Genomic DNA, 14,613 nt, shown 5'->3' on the forward strand with positions numbered 1-14,613 from the left:
CGCGCTGGTGGAGCGGTCGGCGCGTTGGCGTGTTCGGCGACGGGGAGATTTCGCAGTGCGCGTCGCGCTCCAGCGTCCTGCACGCGACGCGTCGCCGGGTCGCTGGCACGTGGCAGGCGGGATCGAGGTTTCCGGAACGCTGCCGCGTGCCGGCGGCGCGCCGTCCGCCGCGGCGCTCAGCGCTCCGCGCGTTCGGCCTGGTAGGCCTGCAGGTGGCAGTACGCCGCCATTAGCCAGGGGGCGGCATGGCCGGCGGCGCGGGCGCGCGCCAGCATGTCGCCGACGATGTGCTGCGCTTCCACCTGCTGCCCGGCTTCCAGGTCGCGCAGCATCGAGGCCTTGGTCGGGGAGCCGGGTTGGGTCAGCAACTGCAGCGCGTTGGCCTGGGCGGGCTCGGGGATCGGCTCGCCTGCGGCGGCGGCGACCGCCAGGCACTCGGCGTACAGCCCGCGCATCAGCGCCTGGCCGTCGTCGGTGGCGACGATGCGGCCGACCGGCGCGCGCATCAGGCAGGTGGCGGCGGCCAGCGCGGTCAGGAAGGTGTACTTGATCCACTGTTCCTGCGCGATCCGCGGTGTGGCGAGATGGTCCAGATCGGCCGACGCGCAGGCGGCGGCGAACGCGCGCACGCGTGCGCTGTCCGCGCCGCCGCCGGCGCGCTCGCCGAAGGTCAGCGACGCCGGCTTGCCCAGATGCCGGACCGTGCCGTCCGCGTCCAGCGTGGCGCTGATGAAGCACAGGCCGCCGAGCACGTTGCCGGCGCCGAAGCGCGCGTCCAGCAGCGGATAGTGGCGCAGGCCGTTGAGGATCGGCAGCACGGTGGTGGCCGGCCCCATCGCCGGCGCCACCGCATCCAGCGCGCTGTCCAGGTCGTAGGCCTTGCAACTGAGCAGCACCAGGTCGAACGGGTGCGCGGCGGCCGCGGCCGGCAACGCCGCGGCGGTCAGCGTCGTCACGGCGATGTCGGCGTCGCCGCGCGGGCTGCGCAGGCGCAGTCCATCGCGCTGCAGGCGCTCGGCACGCGCCGGGCGAACCAGGAAGGTGACGTCCACGCCGGCCTGGGCCAGGCGTCCGCCGAAGTAGCCGCCGGTCGCGCCGGCGCCGAGGATCAGGATGCGCATGCGTCGATGGTAGCAGCGGCGACGGGCTGGGTCCGCAGTGCGGCGGACCCGGCACGCACGACGCTGCGGCCGAGGGGCGCGTGAGAGGCGCGGCGCTGCGAAGGCGAAGATGGCGTTGGCCAGAGTGCTGCGCAGGCTGCGCACAGGCACTGTCGATGCGCGGCAGGAACCTGGACGGCGGCGATTGCCGCATGGCCTGCCGCGGCCGCCGGCTGCCGCGCAGTTCGTGGTCGCGACCCGGACCCGATGGCGCGGATGGCGGCAGCCGCGTGCTCCGCCTGCGCCGGCGGAGCACGCGCCGTGCGGCGTCACCGTGCAGGCGACACCACGCGCTGCGGCCTCAGGACTGCTTGACCAGCTCGACCCGGCGGTTCTGCGCCTTGCCGGCGTCGGTGGCGTTGTCGGCCACCGGGTCGGCGTCGCCGAAACCGGCCGACGACAGCCGTGCCGCGGCGATGCCCTGCGCGACGAGGGCGACCACCACGGCCTTGGCGCGGCCTTCGGACAGCGTCTTGTTGTGCGCCGGGTCGCCGCTGGCGTCGGTGTAGCCGTTGACCGCCAGCTTCAGCGCCGGGTCCTGCTTGAGCAACTCCACCACCTGCGCGATCTGCGGTTGCGAATCGGCCAGGATCTCGGTCTTGTCGGTGGCGAAGTTGACGTGCAGGGCGACCTTGCCGGTCTTGTCGATCTGCGCCTTCAGCTCGCTGGCCGGCAACAGGCCGGCGGTGATCTCCAGCGGCTTGGTCTCGGCGATCAGCAGGCCGGCGCCGTATTCGTAGGCGCAGAAGTGGATCCAGATGTCGCGGTCGGCGCGATGCACCACGAACACCTGCACGGCGTTGTTCCAGATGTCGCCCAGGCCGCTGTTGTACTTGCTGGCCAGATCGTGCGGCCACTCCGAAACCTTCTGCGTGGCCTGTTGCGGCAGCTTGCCGTCGAAGATCTTCTTGCCGCCCATCGTCGCGACCACGGCCTCGAGGTTGCGCTGCAGTTCCAGTGCCGAGAACGTCTTGCCCTGTTCGTTGGTGACATGCGCCGACCACACCCGGCCTTCCACCGGTTGCAGGCGGTCGCCGGTCCAGAACGGCACCTCGTCGAAGTCGACGAGGTCCGGCTTGGTGCCGGTGATGTAGCCCTTGGGCAGGGCGATGTACGGGAAGTCCCCCAGCGGTGCGCTGGACACCGGCAGGCTGGCCACGTCGAAGGCGGCCGCGCCGCTCGCCGCCTGTTGCGGTGGGGCGGAGGGCGCGGCCGCGGTGTCCGCCGCCGGCGGCGCGGCCGTCTGCGCGTCGCCCTGCGCCGGCTGCTCGTGTTTCTTGCAGGCCGCCAGGGAGAGGGCGGCCGCCAGGACCAAGGTCGTCGTCAATGCCTTTTTCATGGAAGAACTCCTTGTAATGGGACGAAGACCACAGTGTATCCATCAATTGGACAGGCCGTACGCGTCGGCGCAGGGCGTTCAGGTCGCGGTCGCGATGGCGCGGTGCCTGCACCGTGTACCGCGTGGCCTGCCGTTCGACGGAGGGGCAGGCGCGGCACGCGCGGTCGGCGCGCGACGCTGGCGAAGGTACGTGCCAGCGATGTGCGGGCCCCCGCCTGGTGAACTGCCAGTGGCGATGCGTAGGACGCCGAGTAGCGTCCGCCCGAGCAGGCGCACGTCTCGTGCGTGCGGCGGCACGCGAAGCGGCCAGGGCTACGGCTGTGCTTTTTCCTGCGGCCGCGACCCGAGCAACGTATCGACCTCGGTGCGCACCTCGGCGCATTGCTCCAGGTGGTGCGCCTGACGCCGCGCCGGGTCCTGGGTGTCGGCGCCCGCATCGAGGGTGGCCATCAACTGCATGAAGTCGCCGAAGCCGGCCTGCATCGCGGCTTCGTGCTGCGCCGGATCGAACGCCACGTCGGCCGCGCGCGCGCGTTCGCGCGCGGCGCCTTGCAAGGCCTGCACGACATGCACGATCTCGTCCTGCGGCAGTTCGCAATAGATCGCCTGCGCCAGTTGCATGCCGTCGGCCTGGCCCTGCCGATACAGCGCGGTGTCCGCGGCCGTCGCTACCGGTTCCTGCCCGGCCTCGGCCGGCGGCGCCGCCACCGCACTGGCGCCGTGCAGCAGCAACAGCAGGCCGGCGCTGCGGCGCAGACTCAACTGCGCAGCCCCACGCCGCGCTTGAGCAGCCACAGCGCCAGCGCGGCGAGCACCGCGACGAAGCCGAGCATCAGCGCGTAGGCCACCCACAGCGGCACGTCGCTGCTGCCGAGCAGGCCGTAGCGGAAGGCGTTGACCATGTAGAAGATCGGGTTGGCGTGGGTCGCGGCCTCGGCCCAGCCGGGCAGCAGCTTGACCGAGTAGAACACGCCGCCCAGGTAGGTCAGCGGGGTCAGGATGAAGGTCGGCACGATCGCCACGTCGTCGAACTTCTTCGCGTACACGGCGTTGATGAAGCCGGCCAACGAGAAGATCGTGGCGCCCAGCAGCACGGTGGTCAGGGTGACCAGCGGATGCGGGATGCGCACCGGGGTGAAGAACATGGCGATGATCAGCACGATCACGCCGACCATCAGTCCGCGCAGCACCGCGCCCGCGACATAGCCCCACAGGATCACCCAGTTCGGCATCGGGCTGACCAGCAGTTCCTCGACGTGGCGGCCGAACTTGGCGCCGAAGAAGCTGGAGCTGATGTTGCCGTAGCTGTTCTGGATCACGCTCATCATCACCAGGCCGGGGACGATGAACTGCATGTAGCTGTAGCCGCCCATGTCGCCCACGCGCGAGCCGATCAGCCCGCCGAAGATCAGGAAGTACAGGGTCATGGTGATGGCCGGCGGGACCAGGGTCTGGCCCCAGATGCGCAGGATGCGCTTGACCTCGCGGCGCACGATGGTGCCCAGCGCGACCCAGTTGCGCTGGGCCGGAGTGGGGTCGGAAACGGGAAGGGTGGAATCGGTCTGGGTGGTCATGGTCGTCGCCGTGGGGGCATCAGGGAGTGGCGGACGGCGTGGCCGTGCCGGCGTTGGCCGCGGCGGCATCGCGGTGCTCGCCGGTGAGGCGCACGAACAGTTCCTCCAGGCGGTTGCTCTTGGTGCGCATCGAGCGCACGCGGATGCCGGCGTCGCCGAGTGCGGCGAACACGCGGTTGAGGTCCATCGCCCGCGGCATGTCCAGGTCCAGGGTGTGCGCGTCCTGCGCCAGCAGCGTGGTGCCCTCGATCGCCGGCAACTGCGCCGGCAGTTCGCCGTCGATGTCGAGCAGGAAGCCTTCCACGTCCAGCTTGGCCAGCAACGCGCGCATCGGACCCTGCTCGACGATGCGGCCGCGGTCGATGATCGCCAGGTTGCGGCACAGGCTCTCCGCTTCCTCCAGGTAGTGCGTGGTGAGGATGATGGTGGTGCCGGCGGTGTTGATCTCGCGCAGCACGCGCCACATGTCGCGGCGGATCTCGATGTCCACGCCGGCGGTGGGTTCGTCCAGGATCAGCAGGCGCGGCCGGGTCATCATCGCGCGGGCGATCATCAGCCGCCGCTTCATGCCGCCGGACAGGGTGCGGCTCATCACCTGGGCCTTCTCCCACAGGTGCGCGCGCTTGAGTTCGACCTCGGCCAGGCGCTCGGCCTCGGCGCGCGGCAGCCCGTAAAAGCCGGCGTAGTTGACCAGGATGTCGAACGGCTTCTCGAACAGGTTGAAGTTGATTTCCTGCGGCACCAGGCCGATCAGGCGCATCGCCGCGCTGCGCTGGCTGCCCAGGTCGGTGCCGAACACCTCGACCTGGCCGGCGCTGAGATTGACCAGCGAACTGATGATGCCGATCAGGGTGGACTTGCCCGCGCCGTTGGGGCCGAGCAGGGCGAAGAAGTCGCCGGGCAGCACGTCCAGCGACACGCCGTGCAGGGCCTGCACGCCGTTGTCGTAGGTCTTGCGCAGGTCGCGCACGCGCAGGGCGGGGGCCGGCATTTGCGGGGAGGTAGCGGATGCGGGAGTCAAGGCGGGCCTTCGCGCCGCGTCGACGGCGCTGGAGAAGTGCAGCCGCTATTATAGAAGACCTCGTGGGGTCGCCCCCGGCCACAGACTGTTGCATCTCCGTGCCTGCCCAATTCCCGCTGAAGTTGGTCGACCGCCACATGCTCGCCCCCGCCGTGGGCCATTACCGTTTCGTCCGCGACGACGGACAGCCCCTGCCGTTCGTGCCGGGCCAGTTCGTGCAGGTGCATTTCCACTATGCCGACGGCAGCGCGACCAAGCGCAGTTACTCGCTGGCGACCCGCCACGACCCGGCGCAGCCGGCCGATGCGACGGTCGAGATCGCGGTCAGTTTCGTCGCCGGGGGCGCGGCCACGGCCTTGTTCGAGAGCCTGGAGATCGGCGGCCAGGTCTGCGCCAGCGGTCCCTACGGGCGCTTCTGCCTGACCCCGGGCGACAGCAATCGCCGCTACCTGCTGATCGCCACCGGCACCGGCGTCACCCCGTACCGCTCGATGCTGCCGCTGCTGGAAGCGGCGATGGCCGAGCGCGGCGTGGAGGTGGTCCTGCTGCTGGGCGCGCGCACGCCGGCCGAACTGCTCTACGGCGACGAGTTCCGCGCCTTCGCCGACGCGCATCCGCGCTTCCGCTTCGTGCCGTGCTTCTCGCGCGAACTGCCGGATGCGCCACATGCCGACGTGCGGCATGGTTACGTGCAGCAGTTCCTGGGCGAGTTCGCGCCGCAGGCCGAGGGCGATATCGCCTACCTGTGCGGCAACCCGAACATGGTCGACGCCTGCTTCGAGGCGCTGAAGGAGGCCGGCCTGCCGGTGCAGCACATCCGCCGCGAGAAGTACGTCAGCAGCAAGTAGCGATCGCGGCTGTCGGCGTTCTGATGGGAGCCGCTTCGGCCGCGATCTGCGCCATCGGGAAGGCCATTCGTGGTGGATGCCAAAACGGGAACAAGCGGCGCTCCTGCATCTTCTTAGGCGGGTGAGGCTGCGGGTGAAGCTTCGTGCATCAAAACTCCACGAGTCGCTTTCGCGCCGGACCCTCACCCCGACCCCTCTCTCGATGGGAGAGGGGCTAGGCTGTTCCTTCTCCCCTCGGGACCACGGCCCCCTTTTCGGGGGAAGGTGCCCCGCAGGGGCGGATGAGGGTACGGGCGCAGCCTCGTGCACCCAAACTCCGCGAGTCGCTTTCGCGCCGCACCCTCACCCCAACCCCTCTCCCGGCGGGAGAGGGGCTGGTCGCTGGCTGATCCGCTTGTGTTTTCGCTTCGTCTGTAAAGGATGCTTGACAGGCGCTCTCGCTGCGCGCATCCTCCTGTAAAGCGTGCTTGACAGGTGGATGTATGGGGAGCGTCGTCGCGATATCGGATCGGTGCGGTTGCCGCCTGGCGGGCGTGGCCGGAGCCCGTCCGTGAGCGGGTGCAAGCGCGCGGCGATCGTCGCCCTGTGCGTGAGCCTGGCGATGCTGCTGGCGACGCCGTGGTTGCCGCTGCAGCACGACAACTACCTGCGCGGGATCTGGGTCGGCGTCGCGGTCGGCGGGCTGTTCCTGGCGCCGCTGCTGTGGTGGTCGCCGGGCGGCCTGCGCGACAGCGCGCCGCCGGCGCTGGCGCGCCGCTACTACCGCGAGTTCGGGTTGCCGATGCTGTTCTACGTTGGCGTGATGCTGTGCTGGAAGCGCCTGCTCGGCAGCGTGGACGCGCACTGGCTGCGGGTGGTGGTCGCACTGTTGCCGGCGCTGCTGGTGGCGCTGGTGATCCGCGCGGTGGCGCGCTTCGTGCGCGACTCGGACGAGATGCAGCGACGCATCGAACTGGAATCGATCGCCATCGCCGCGGCGCTGGTCAGCGGCGGCTACATGGCCGCCGGCTTCCTGCAGGCGGCGGAGATGATCGCGCTGCCGGCATCGGCGGCGATGCTGTGGGTGTTTCCGCTGCTGTGTATGACCTACGGCATCGCCAAGAGCGTCAATGCGCGCCGCTACCTATGAACAGCCGCATTCGCGAGCTGCGCGAGGCGCATGGCTGGTCGCAGGGCGAACTGGGCGAGCGGCTGGGCGTGTCGCGGCAGACCATCAACGCGCTGGAGACCGGCAAGTACGACCCGAGCCTGCCGCTGGCGTTCCGCATCGCGCGCCTGTTCGCGCACAGCATCGAGCACGTGTTCCTGTTCGACGATGCGCAGTAGCGGCATGCACGCGCGTGCCGCCTCGCCATCGGTTTTCCACGACGCCATGCGCGAGCATGGCATCCAGCCTCACATGACCCCAAGGATGCGAATCATGCGACACCCCTCCAGGCCGCTCGCCGTCGTTGCGGCAAGCGTGCTGCTCGCCGCCTGCCAGGCCGCGCAGGCCCCGGCCGCGCAGAACGCGGAGCGCAGCTACGGCACGTTGCGTTTCCACCCGTGCACGTTGACCAGCCCGGTCGCGGCCGGCAACGTCGAAGCGCAGTGCACGCGCCTGTCGGTGCCGGAGAATCCGGCCGCGCCCGGCGGACGCAAGATCGCGCTCAACATCGCCTGGCTGCCGGTCAGCGGGCAGGGCGCCAGCGAGCCGGATCCGGTGATGTTCATCGCCGGCGGTCCGGGCCAGGCGGCCACCGAGGTCGCCAGCATCGTCGACCTGGCCTTGCGCGATACCCGCAAGCGCCGCGACGTGTTCCTGGTCGACCAGCGCGGCACCGGCCAGTCCAATCCCTTGACCTGCGTGGGCGCGGACGGCAAGCCCCTGCCGCTGGTCGACGCGTCGCGCTCGCCCACCGCGGCGGAACTGGCCGACTACGCCAAGCGCTGCGCGCAGTCGCTGCAGGGCCGTGCCGACCCGCGCTTCTACACCACCACCCAGGCCATCGCCGACCTGGACGCGGTGCGCGCCGCGCTGGGCGTGGACAAGCTAAACCTGATCGGCGGTTCCTACGGGACCCGCGTCGCCCAGCAGTACGCGGCGCGCTATCCGGCGCATGTCCGCAGCGTGGTGCTCGACGGCGTGGCGCCGAACGACCTGGTGGTCGGCGGCGAGTTCGCCACCACCTTCGAGCATGCGATCACGCTGCAGTCCGAACAGTGCAAGGCGTCCCCGGCCTGCGCCAAGCGCTTCCCGACCGATACCCGCGCGCAACTGCGCACGGTGGTCGAACGCCTGCGCCAGGCGCCGGTGGAGGTGGAGTACCGCGATCCCGCCAGCGGCGAGACCAAGCGCGACCAGGTGGCCGCCGATACCGTCACCAGCCTGGCGTTCTCGTTCTCGTACGCGCCGCAGACCGCCTCGCTGTTGCCGCTGGTGCTGGACGAGGCCGCGCACGCGCGCTACGCGCCGCTGATGTCGCTGGCGCAACTGATGGGCCAGCAGATGGATGGGCAGATGAGCCGCGGCATGCAGTGGTCGGTGATCTGCGCCGAGGACGCCGACCGCTATCGCGCGCCCGCCGCCGGCGGCGACACCTTGCTCGGTCCGGAGGTGGCGCAGATGTTCTTCGCCGCCTGTCCGGCCTGGCCGACCGGCACGCGCCCGGCCGACTTCACCGCGCCGTTCACCTCGCAGTTGCCGGTGTTGCTGACCTCCGGCGAACTGGATCCGGTGACCCCGCCGCGTTACGCCGCGCGGGTGCTGCAGGGCCTGCCCAACGGCCGCCACCTGGTGGTGCGCGGGCAGGGCCACGGCACCATGACCCTGGGCTGCATGCCCAAGTTGCTCGGCCAGTTCTTCGAGAGCGCCGACGCCAAGCACCTCGATGCCACCTGCCTGGACGCGATGAGCGGCGTGCCGGCCTTCACTTCATTCAACGGATGGGAACCATGAGCCGCGCAGCGTTTCGCAAGGAGGACCGCGCATGATCGTCGCCGACAATCTGCACAAGGCATTCAAGACCAAGACCGGCACCGTGCAGGCGGTGCGCGGGGTCAGCTTCGACGCCGCCGATGGCCAGATCACCGGCCTGCTCGGTCCCAACGGCGCCGGCAAGACCACCACCTTGCGCATGCTGTACACGCTGATGACGCCCGACCAGGGCCAGGTGCGGGTGGACGGCGTCGACGTCGGCGCCGATCCGCTGGCGGTGCGCCGCGCGCTGGGCGTGCTGCCCGACGCGCGCGGCGTGTACAAGCGCCTGACCGCGCGCGAGAACATCGCCTACTTCGGCGAACTGCACGGGCTCTCGGCGGCGCGCATCGCCGAGCGCACCCGGCTGCTGTCGGCGGCGCTGGACATGGACGACATCCTCGACCGCCAGACCGAGGGCTTCAGCCAGGGGCAGCGCACCAAGACCGCGATCGCGCGCGCGCTGGTCCACGATCCGCGCAACGTGATCCTCGACGAGCCCACCAACGGCCTGGACGTGATGACCACCCGCGCCATGCGCGGCTTCCTGCGCGGACTGCGCGAGGAAGGGCGTTGCGTGATCTTCTCCAGCCACATCATGCAGGAGGTGGCGGCGCTGTGCGATCGCATCGTCATCGTCGCCAAGGGCACGGTGGTGGCGGCCGGCACGGCCGACGAACTGCGCGCGCTGACCGGCGAGGACAACCTGGAAGACGCCTTCGTCAAGGCGATCGGCAGCGATGAGGGATTGCACGCATGAGCCTGCTCCATACCGTGTTGACCGTGATTCGCAAGGAATTGCGCGACCTCTCGCGCGACCGCCGCACCCTGGCGCTGGCGCTGCTGCTCGGCCCGTTGCTGTACCCGGCGCTGATCCTGGGCATGGGCGCGCTCGCCGAGAGCCGGGTGAGGACCCAGATCGACAAGCCGCTGGACATCGCCGTGGTCGGCCGCGAGCGCGCCCCGAACCTGGTCGCGTTCCTCGCCGCGCAAGGCCTCAACGCGGTCGATCCGCCGGCGGACCTGACCGCGGCGATCCGCAACCAGGACATCGACCTGGCGTTGCGCATCGGCGACGACTACGCGGCCGCCTGGCATGAGGGCCGGCCCGCGCTGGTGGAGATCGTCAAGGACAGCACCCGCCGCGATGCCGACATTCCGGCCACGCGCGTGCAGGCGGCGCTGGAGATGTACAGCCAGCAGGTCGGCGCGCTGCGCCTGCTGGCGCGCGGTATCGACGCGCAGGTGGCGCGGCCGCTGGACATCGCCACGCAGGATCTGGCCACCGCCGAAGCCAAGCGCGGCGCGTTGCTGGCGATCCTGTTGCCGGTCTTGCTGACCATCACCTCGTTCATCGGCGGCGCCTACCTGATCCTCGATGCCACCGCCGGCGAACGCGAGCGGCAATCGCTGGAACCGCTGCTGGCCACGCCGGCCTCGCGCGGGGCCATCGTCAGCGGCAAGATCGCCGCGGCCTGCGTGGTCGGCCTGGTGTCGCTGCTGCTGACCCTGCTCGCGTTCAAGCTCAGCGCGCAGTTCGCCAGCGGCGTCGGCCGCCAGCTCAACGTCGGCTTCGTGGCGATGCTGCAGATGCTGTTCGTGCTGCTGCCGATGCTGTTCATCGGCACCTCGCTGCTGACCGTACTGGCGGCCGCGGCCAAGAGCATGAAGGAAGCGCAGAGCCACATGACCTGGCTGATGCTGCTGCCGATGCTGCCCGGCTACGCGTTGATGGTGTACCCGCTGAAGACCGCGCCGTGGCAGTTCGCGGTGCCGTTCCTGGCGCAGAACCAGATGTTGCTGAAGGTCATCCGCCACGAAACGATCGACCTGCAGACGTGGGCGATCTACCTGGGCGCGGGGTTCGGCCTGGCCGCGCTGTTGTGGCTGGCCGCGGTTCGCCGCTACCGGCAGGAGCGCCTGGCGATCTCGGGCTGAGGGCGGGCCGGCACCGATCGGGGAACGGCGCGCGACGTCGCCCCGCGATCGGCGCCGGCTTTTTCGTCATCCACCATCGCAACGGATCGGTGCGGCGGCAGGGTCGCCGTTCCGGTTCTTCCTTCCCTGCGCGACCCTGTCTGCGGAGCAGCATGCAGTCCGAATCGCCGCGTCCTCGCGTAACCGCCGCCGGTTTCCTCGCACGCGACGGCCTGCGCCGGATCGACCTTGGCGGGCGGCGTGTGCTGCATCCAGGACAGTGGCGCTGGCTCAGGGCGATCGGATGGAGCCTGGTGCTGTTGCTGTCGGTCGCCGCCGCCTCCTTGGCGGTGTCGGCGCGGATCGGCGCCTGGTGGCCGGGAACGTCCGGCTTGGCCGTGCTCGCGCCCTATCTTGCGTCGATGGCGACCGCGCTGGCGGTCTACACGCTGGCCGTACGCCTGGGCGAAGACCGCTGGCCGTCCGAGCTCGCGCCGCGGCAGATGGTGCCGCAGTTGGCGCTCGGTCTGCTGTTGGGTGCGGCGATGTTCGCCGCGGTCATGGGCATCATGGCCGCGGGCGGCTTCTACGAGATCCGGTTCGTGGCGCCGGCGCCGGCATGGATCGCGGTCGGCAAGGCGCTGCAGGCCGGTGTCGTCGAGGAGTTGATGCTGCGCGCCATCCTGTTGCGTCTGGTGTGGTGGGCCTTCGGTGCGTGGCCGGCATTCGTCGCGTCGGCGCTGCTGTTCGGTGTCGCCCACCTCGGCAATCCGAATGCGACCGTGTTCGCCGCGGTCTGCATCGCGTTGGAGGCGGGCGTCATGCTCGGCGCCTTCTATGTCCTCACCGGGCGCCTGTGGATGTCGATCGGCGTGCACGTCGCATGGAACTTCGCCCAGGGCTATCTGTTCGGCGCGGCGGTATCCGGCACCGACATGGGGCCTGCGCTCGCGCACAGCGGCGCACGCGCCGGCGTCCCGGAATGGTTGACCGGCGGCGCGTTCGGTCCGGAAGCCTCATTGCCGGCGCTGCTGGTCTGCGCCGTGGTCGGCGGCGCCGTGACGCGGCGCGCCTGGCGGGCGGGCCGCTTCTCCGGCGATCGCTGACGGCCCGGGCAGGGCGGGTGCCATCGCGGGCGCCGGGCGACGCCACCGCGCCTGCGGCACGGTGACGAGGAGGCGATCGCGCCGGACGGTCCTGCCGTCGCGGCGCGTGCCGATCAGCCGCCGGGATTGAACGCCAGCGTGCGCCGCGTCGTGACCGGCGCACTGACCGGCTCGAAGCGCCAGCGCTTGATCGCGTTCAAGGCCTCGCGGTCGAACACGCGCGCCGGGGTGGCGCGCAGCACGCGGGCACTGGTGACCGAGCCGTCGGTGCCCACGGTGATCTCCACCAGTACTTCGCCGGCGGTGCCCGAGCGCAAGGCTTCCGGCGGATAGCGCGGCGCCGGCGTGCTGATCGCGCGCAGCGATTGGCTGCTGGCCGCGGCGGCGGGCGCCGCAGCCGGTTGCGCGGCCGGCGCCGCGGCCGGTGCCGGCGTCGGCGCACTGCGCGCCGCGGCGGCCTGGCGCTCGGCCTCCTGGCGTGCCGTCTCGCGTCGCGCGGCTTCCTGTTGCGCGGCGATCTGCTGCGCGGCCTGCGCCTCGCTGGCCTGCTGCTGCGCCTGCTTCTGCTGCTCGGCCGCCAGCTTGGCCTTCTGCTCGGCCTCCTTCTTGGCCTTGTCGGTCTCGTCCTGGCTGCGCTGCGCGACCGCCTCCATGCCCTTGCTCACGCCCTGCTTGAGCCGCGGCAAGGCCGGCGCCTGCGGATCCATCTTCTCGATCAGGCCGATCAGCCGCTGCGCTTCCGGGAAGTCCTCGCGGGTGATGCTCTGCTCGGCGGCGATCAGCGTGTACGGCATCAGGTCGGTCAGCGCGCTCTTCACCGCCGCGTCGTCCGGCTGCTTGTCGCGCAGCGCCAGGTAGTACTCGACCGCGTTGTTGCCGGCCGGCGCGTACATGCGGTTCTCGCGCAACGCCTGGCTGGCCGAGTCGTGCAACTGCTCGGTGCCCATCGCCTGCACCTTGGCCGAAACCGGCGGCGGCGCTGGCGTGGTCGCGGCGGGCGTCGTCGCGGGCGTGGCGGCCGGTGCCGCGGCGTCGTCCTGCTTGGAACAGGCCGCCAGCACGGCGAGCAGCAGAACCGGCGCCATGCGGCGCGCCTTGGCGAATGTGGTGACCTGCAACATGCTTCCCCCTAATCCCCGGTGATGGCAATGAACGACGCAGCGTGGCTGCCTGGCGCGGCCGGCACGGCTCCCCCGTCCCGCGCGCCCCACCTGCCAATCTAGCATCGGTTCCGCCCGCGTGTGTGGCGGCCGGTGACCGCGGGCGGTCCCGTGCCGGCTCAGTGCGCGGATTTGGATGGCGCGGCCATCAGCCGGTCGGTCCAGGCGATGCCGATCGCCGACAGGATGAAGATGCCGTGGATGATGGTCTGCCACAGCACGCCGGTGGGCGTCAGCGTCGCGCAGCTCTTCAGGTCCACCGTGCCCACCGCGCTGGCCAGCTGCTCCGGCGAACACATCGGCATGCCGCCGAGCGCGCCGACCGCGATGAAGGTCTTGAGCAGGTGGATCGAGGAGATGCCGATGATCGACAGCGCCAGCTTCACCTTCAACACGCTGGCGTTGACGTGGCTCAGCCATTCCGGCTGGTCCGGATGGCCTTCCAGGCCCAGCCGCGAGACGAAGGTCTCGTAGCCGCCAACGATCACCATCACCAGCAGGTTGGAGATCATCACCACGTCGATCAGGCCGAGCACGATCAGCATGATCTGCTGCTCGCCCAGGCTCGGCGCCTCGTGGATCAGGTGCCACAGTTCCTTGCCGAACAGGAACACATACACGCCCTGGGCGACGATCAGGCCCAGGTACAGCGGCAGCTGCAGCCAGCGCGAGGCGAAGATCAGGCTGGACAGCGGATTGAGGCGGGGCACGGGACGCGGAGGGCTCATGGCGTGATGTCGGATGCTGCGCTGCAGGAGGGATGCAGCGTACCGGCCCGTCGGGATGCTGCCAAGCGCGGCCCGCGGCTACACTGGGCGTCCCCGTTCCAGGATCGCCGCCATGCTCGATCTGTACTACTGGCCCACGCCCAACGGCCACAAGGTCACCCTGTTCCTCGAGGAGGCGGGGCTCGACTACACGCTCAAGCCGGTCAATATCGGCGCCGGCGCGCAATTCGAACCCGCGTTCCTGGCGATCTCCCCGAACAACAAGATGCCGGCCATCGTCGACCACGCCCCGGCCGACGGCGGCGCGCCGCAGAGCGTGTTCGAGTCCGGCGCGATCCTGCTGTACCTGGCCGAAAAGACCGGCCGCTTCCTGCCGGCCGATCCGCGCGGCCGCGTGCGCGCGCTGGAGTGGCTGTTCTGGCAGATGGCCGGGCTCGGCCCGATGACCGGGCAGATGGGCCACTTCAACGTCTACGCGCCGGAGAAGATCGGCTACGCCATCGACCGCTACGGCAACGAGGTGCGGCGCCTGCACGGCGTGCTGGACAAGCGCCTGGCGCAGAGCGAATACCTGGCCGGCGCCGAATACGGCATCGCCGACATGGCCAGCTATCCGTGGATCGAGGTCTACCCCGGACTCAAGCCCGACTACGCGGCGTTCCCGCATCTCAAGCGCTGGCACGACGCGATCGCCGCGCGCCCGGCCACGCAGCGCGCCTACGCGCTGAAGGAGCAGGTCAACCCGAATGCGGGCAAGCCGCTCAGCGACGAGGAGCGCAAGCACCTGTTCGGCCAGCGCTGAGC

Annotated in this window: 15 protein-coding genes; 8 read left to right on the forward strand and 7 right to left on the reverse strand. The window is 70.4% G+C overall.

Annotation, left to right across the window (positions count from 1 at the left end; all coding sequences use genetic code 11):
* Positions 1 to 176: 176 nt before the first annotated feature.
* The 5 genes from panE to AB3X07_RS01855 form a co-directional block, all read right to left on the reverse strand.
* Positions 177 to 1,121: a 2-dehydropantoate 2-reductase gene (panE, locus tag AB3X07_RS01835; protein ID WP_369942224.1), complete on the reverse strand. Its 945-nt coding sequence runs from the start codon at positions 1,119 to 1,121 to the stop codon at positions 177 to 179.
* Positions 1,122 to 1,461: 340 nt separating this feature from the next.
* The gene (locus AB3X07_RS01840) at positions 1,462 to 2,499 is read right to left on the reverse strand and encodes an OmpA family protein (RefSeq protein WP_369942226.1); all 1,038 of its coding nucleotides are present in this window, start codon (positions 2,497 to 2,499) and stop codon (positions 1,462 to 1,464) included.
* Positions 2,500 to 2,811: 312 nt separating this feature from the next.
* On the reverse strand, positions 2,812 to 3,261 hold the full coding sequence (locus AB3X07_RS01845) for a hypothetical protein (RefSeq protein WP_369942228.1): 450 nt from the start codon (positions 3,259 to 3,261) through the stop codon (positions 2,812 to 2,814).
* Positions 3,258 to 4,073 carry an ABC transporter permease gene (locus AB3X07_RS01850; RefSeq protein WP_369942230.1) on the reverse strand — a complete coding sequence of 272 codons (816 nt, stop codon included), beginning with the start codon at positions 4,071 to 4,073 and terminating at the stop codon, positions 3,258 to 3,260. The genes AB3X07_RS01845 and AB3X07_RS01850 overlap by 4 nt, the downstream gene beginning before the upstream one ends.
* A 19-nt stretch (positions 4,074 to 4,092) precedes the next feature.
* Positions 4,093 to 5,064 (reverse strand): ABC transporter ATP-binding protein, encoded by a 972-nt coding sequence (locus tag AB3X07_RS01855; protein WP_369942232.1) that lies wholly within the window; start codon positions 5,062 to 5,064, stop codon positions 4,093 to 4,095.
* 167 nt (positions 5,065 to 5,231) lie between these two features.
* On the opposite strand from AB3X07_RS01855, the gene AB3X07_RS01860 reads away from it, so the two are divergent.
* From AB3X07_RS01860 to AB3X07_RS01890, 7 genes are all read left to right on the forward strand, one after another.
* Positions 5,232 to 5,942, forward strand: coding sequence for an FAD-binding oxidoreductase (locus AB3X07_RS01860; protein WP_369942234.1), 711 nt, complete (start codon positions 5,232 to 5,234; stop codon positions 5,940 to 5,942).
* Between the two features lie 550 nt (positions 5,943 to 6,492).
* Entirely contained in the window at positions 6,493 to 7,071 is a 579-nt protein-coding gene (locus tag AB3X07_RS01865; RefSeq protein ID WP_369942236.1) for a hypothetical protein, read from the forward strand.
* Entirely contained in the window at positions 7,068 to 7,268 is a 201-nt protein-coding gene (locus AB3X07_RS01870; RefSeq protein WP_369942238.1) for a helix-turn-helix transcriptional regulator, read from the forward strand. The genes AB3X07_RS01865 and AB3X07_RS01870 overlap by 4 nt, the downstream gene beginning before the upstream one ends.
* A gap of 94 nt (positions 7,269 to 7,362) precedes the next feature.
* Positions 7,363 to 8,880, forward strand: a complete 1,518-nt coding sequence (locus AB3X07_RS01875) for an alpha/beta hydrolase (RefSeq protein WP_369942240.1) — start codon at positions 7,363 to 7,365, stop codon at positions 8,878 to 8,880.
* A 31-nt stretch (positions 8,881 to 8,911) separates the two neighbouring features.
* Entirely contained in the window at positions 8,912 to 9,658 is a 747-nt protein-coding gene (locus tag AB3X07_RS01880; protein ID WP_369942242.1) for an ATP-binding cassette domain-containing protein, read from the forward strand.
* Positions 9,655 to 10,836 (forward strand): ABC transporter permease, encoded by a 1,182-nt coding sequence (locus AB3X07_RS01885; protein WP_369942244.1) that lies wholly within the window; start codon positions 9,655 to 9,657, stop codon positions 10,834 to 10,836. The genes AB3X07_RS01880 and AB3X07_RS01885 overlap by 4 nt, the downstream gene beginning before the upstream one ends.
* A gap of 152 nt (positions 10,837 to 10,988) precedes the next feature.
* Positions 10,989 to 11,921 carry a lysostaphin resistance A-like protein gene (locus AB3X07_RS01890; RefSeq protein WP_369944623.1) on the forward strand — a complete coding sequence of 311 codons (933 nt, stop codon included), beginning with the start codon at positions 10,989 to 10,991 and terminating at the stop codon, positions 11,919 to 11,921.
* Between the two features lie 113 nt (positions 11,922 to 12,034).
* Here the strand turns inward: AB3X07_RS01890 and AB3X07_RS01895 are convergent, their stop codons facing one another.
* On the reverse strand, positions 12,035 to 13,042 hold the full coding sequence (locus AB3X07_RS01895) for an energy transducer TonB (RefSeq protein WP_369942246.1): 1,008 nt from the start codon (positions 13,040 to 13,042) through the stop codon (positions 12,035 to 12,037).
* Positions 13,043 to 13,200: 158 nt separating this feature from the next.
* Positions 13,201 to 13,809: a TIGR00645 family protein gene (locus AB3X07_RS01900; protein WP_369942248.1), complete on the reverse strand. Its 609-nt coding sequence runs from the start codon at positions 13,807 to 13,809 to the stop codon at positions 13,201 to 13,203.
* Positions 13,810 to 13,921: 112 nt separating this feature from the next.
* Here AB3X07_RS01900 and AB3X07_RS01905 point away from each other — a divergent pair, with 112 nt between their 5' ends.
* Positions 13,922 to 14,611: a glutathione binding-like protein gene (locus tag AB3X07_RS01905; RefSeq protein WP_369942250.1), complete on the forward strand. Its 690-nt coding sequence runs from the start codon at positions 13,922 to 13,924 to the stop codon at positions 14,609 to 14,611.
* Positions 14,612 to 14,613: the final 2 nt, after the last annotated feature.

This window comes from Xanthomonas sp. DAR 35659 (genome assembly GCF_041242975.1).
Taxonomy (GTDB): domain Bacteria; phylum Pseudomonadota; class Gammaproteobacteria; order Xanthomonadales; family Xanthomonadaceae; genus Xanthomonas_A; species Xanthomonas_A medicagonis.

Excerpts from the sequence above, each read along its gene's own strand:
- AB3X07_RS01840 (WP_369942226.1), bottom strand. The coding sequence starts at position 2,499 with ATGAAAAAGGCATTGACGACGACCTTGGTCCTGGCGGCCGCCCTCTCC.
- AB3X07_RS01870 (WP_369942238.1), top strand. The coding sequence starts at position 7,068 with ATGAACAGCCGCATTCGCGAGCTGCGCGAGGCGCATGGCTGGTCGCAG.
- AB3X07_RS01895 (WP_369942246.1), bottom strand. The coding sequence starts at position 13,042 with ATGTTGCAGGTCACCACATTCGCCAAGGCGCGCCGCATGGCGCCGGTT.
- AB3X07_RS01860 (WP_369942234.1), top strand. The coding sequence starts at position 5,232 with ATGCTCGCCCCCGCCGTGGGCCATTACCGTTTCGTCCGCGACGACGGA.
- AB3X07_RS01900 (WP_369942248.1), bottom strand. The coding sequence starts at position 13,809 with ATGAGCCCTCCGCGTCCCGTGCCCCGCCTCAATCCGCTGTCCAGCCTG.
- AB3X07_RS01855 (WP_369942232.1), bottom strand. The coding sequence starts at position 5,064 with ATGCCGGCCCCCGCCCTGCGCGTGCGCGACCTGCGCAAGACCTACGAC.
- AB3X07_RS01850 (WP_369942230.1), bottom strand. The coding sequence starts at position 4,073 with ATGACCACCCAGACCGATTCCACCCTTCCCGTTTCCGACCCCACTCCG.
- AB3X07_RS01880 (WP_369942242.1), top strand. The coding sequence starts at position 8,912 with ATGATCGTCGCCGACAATCTGCACAAGGCATTCAAGACCAAGACCGGC.
- AB3X07_RS01875 (WP_369942240.1), top strand. The coding sequence starts at position 7,363 with ATGCGACACCCCTCCAGGCCGCTCGCCGTCGTTGCGGCAAGCGTGCTG.
- AB3X07_RS01885 (WP_369942244.1), top strand. The coding sequence starts at position 9,655 with ATGAGCCTGCTCCATACCGTGTTGACCGTGATTCGCAAGGAATTGCGC.
- panE (WP_369942224.1), bottom strand. The coding sequence starts at position 1,121 with ATGCGCATCCTGATCCTCGGCGCCGGCGCGACCGGCGGCTACTTCGGC.
- AB3X07_RS01905 (WP_369942250.1), top strand. The coding sequence starts at position 13,922 with ATGCTCGATCTGTACTACTGGCCCACGCCCAACGGCCACAAGGTCACC.
- AB3X07_RS01890 (WP_369944623.1), top strand. The coding sequence starts at position 10,989 with ATGCAGTCCGAATCGCCGCGTCCTCGCGTAACCGCCGCCGGTTTCCTC.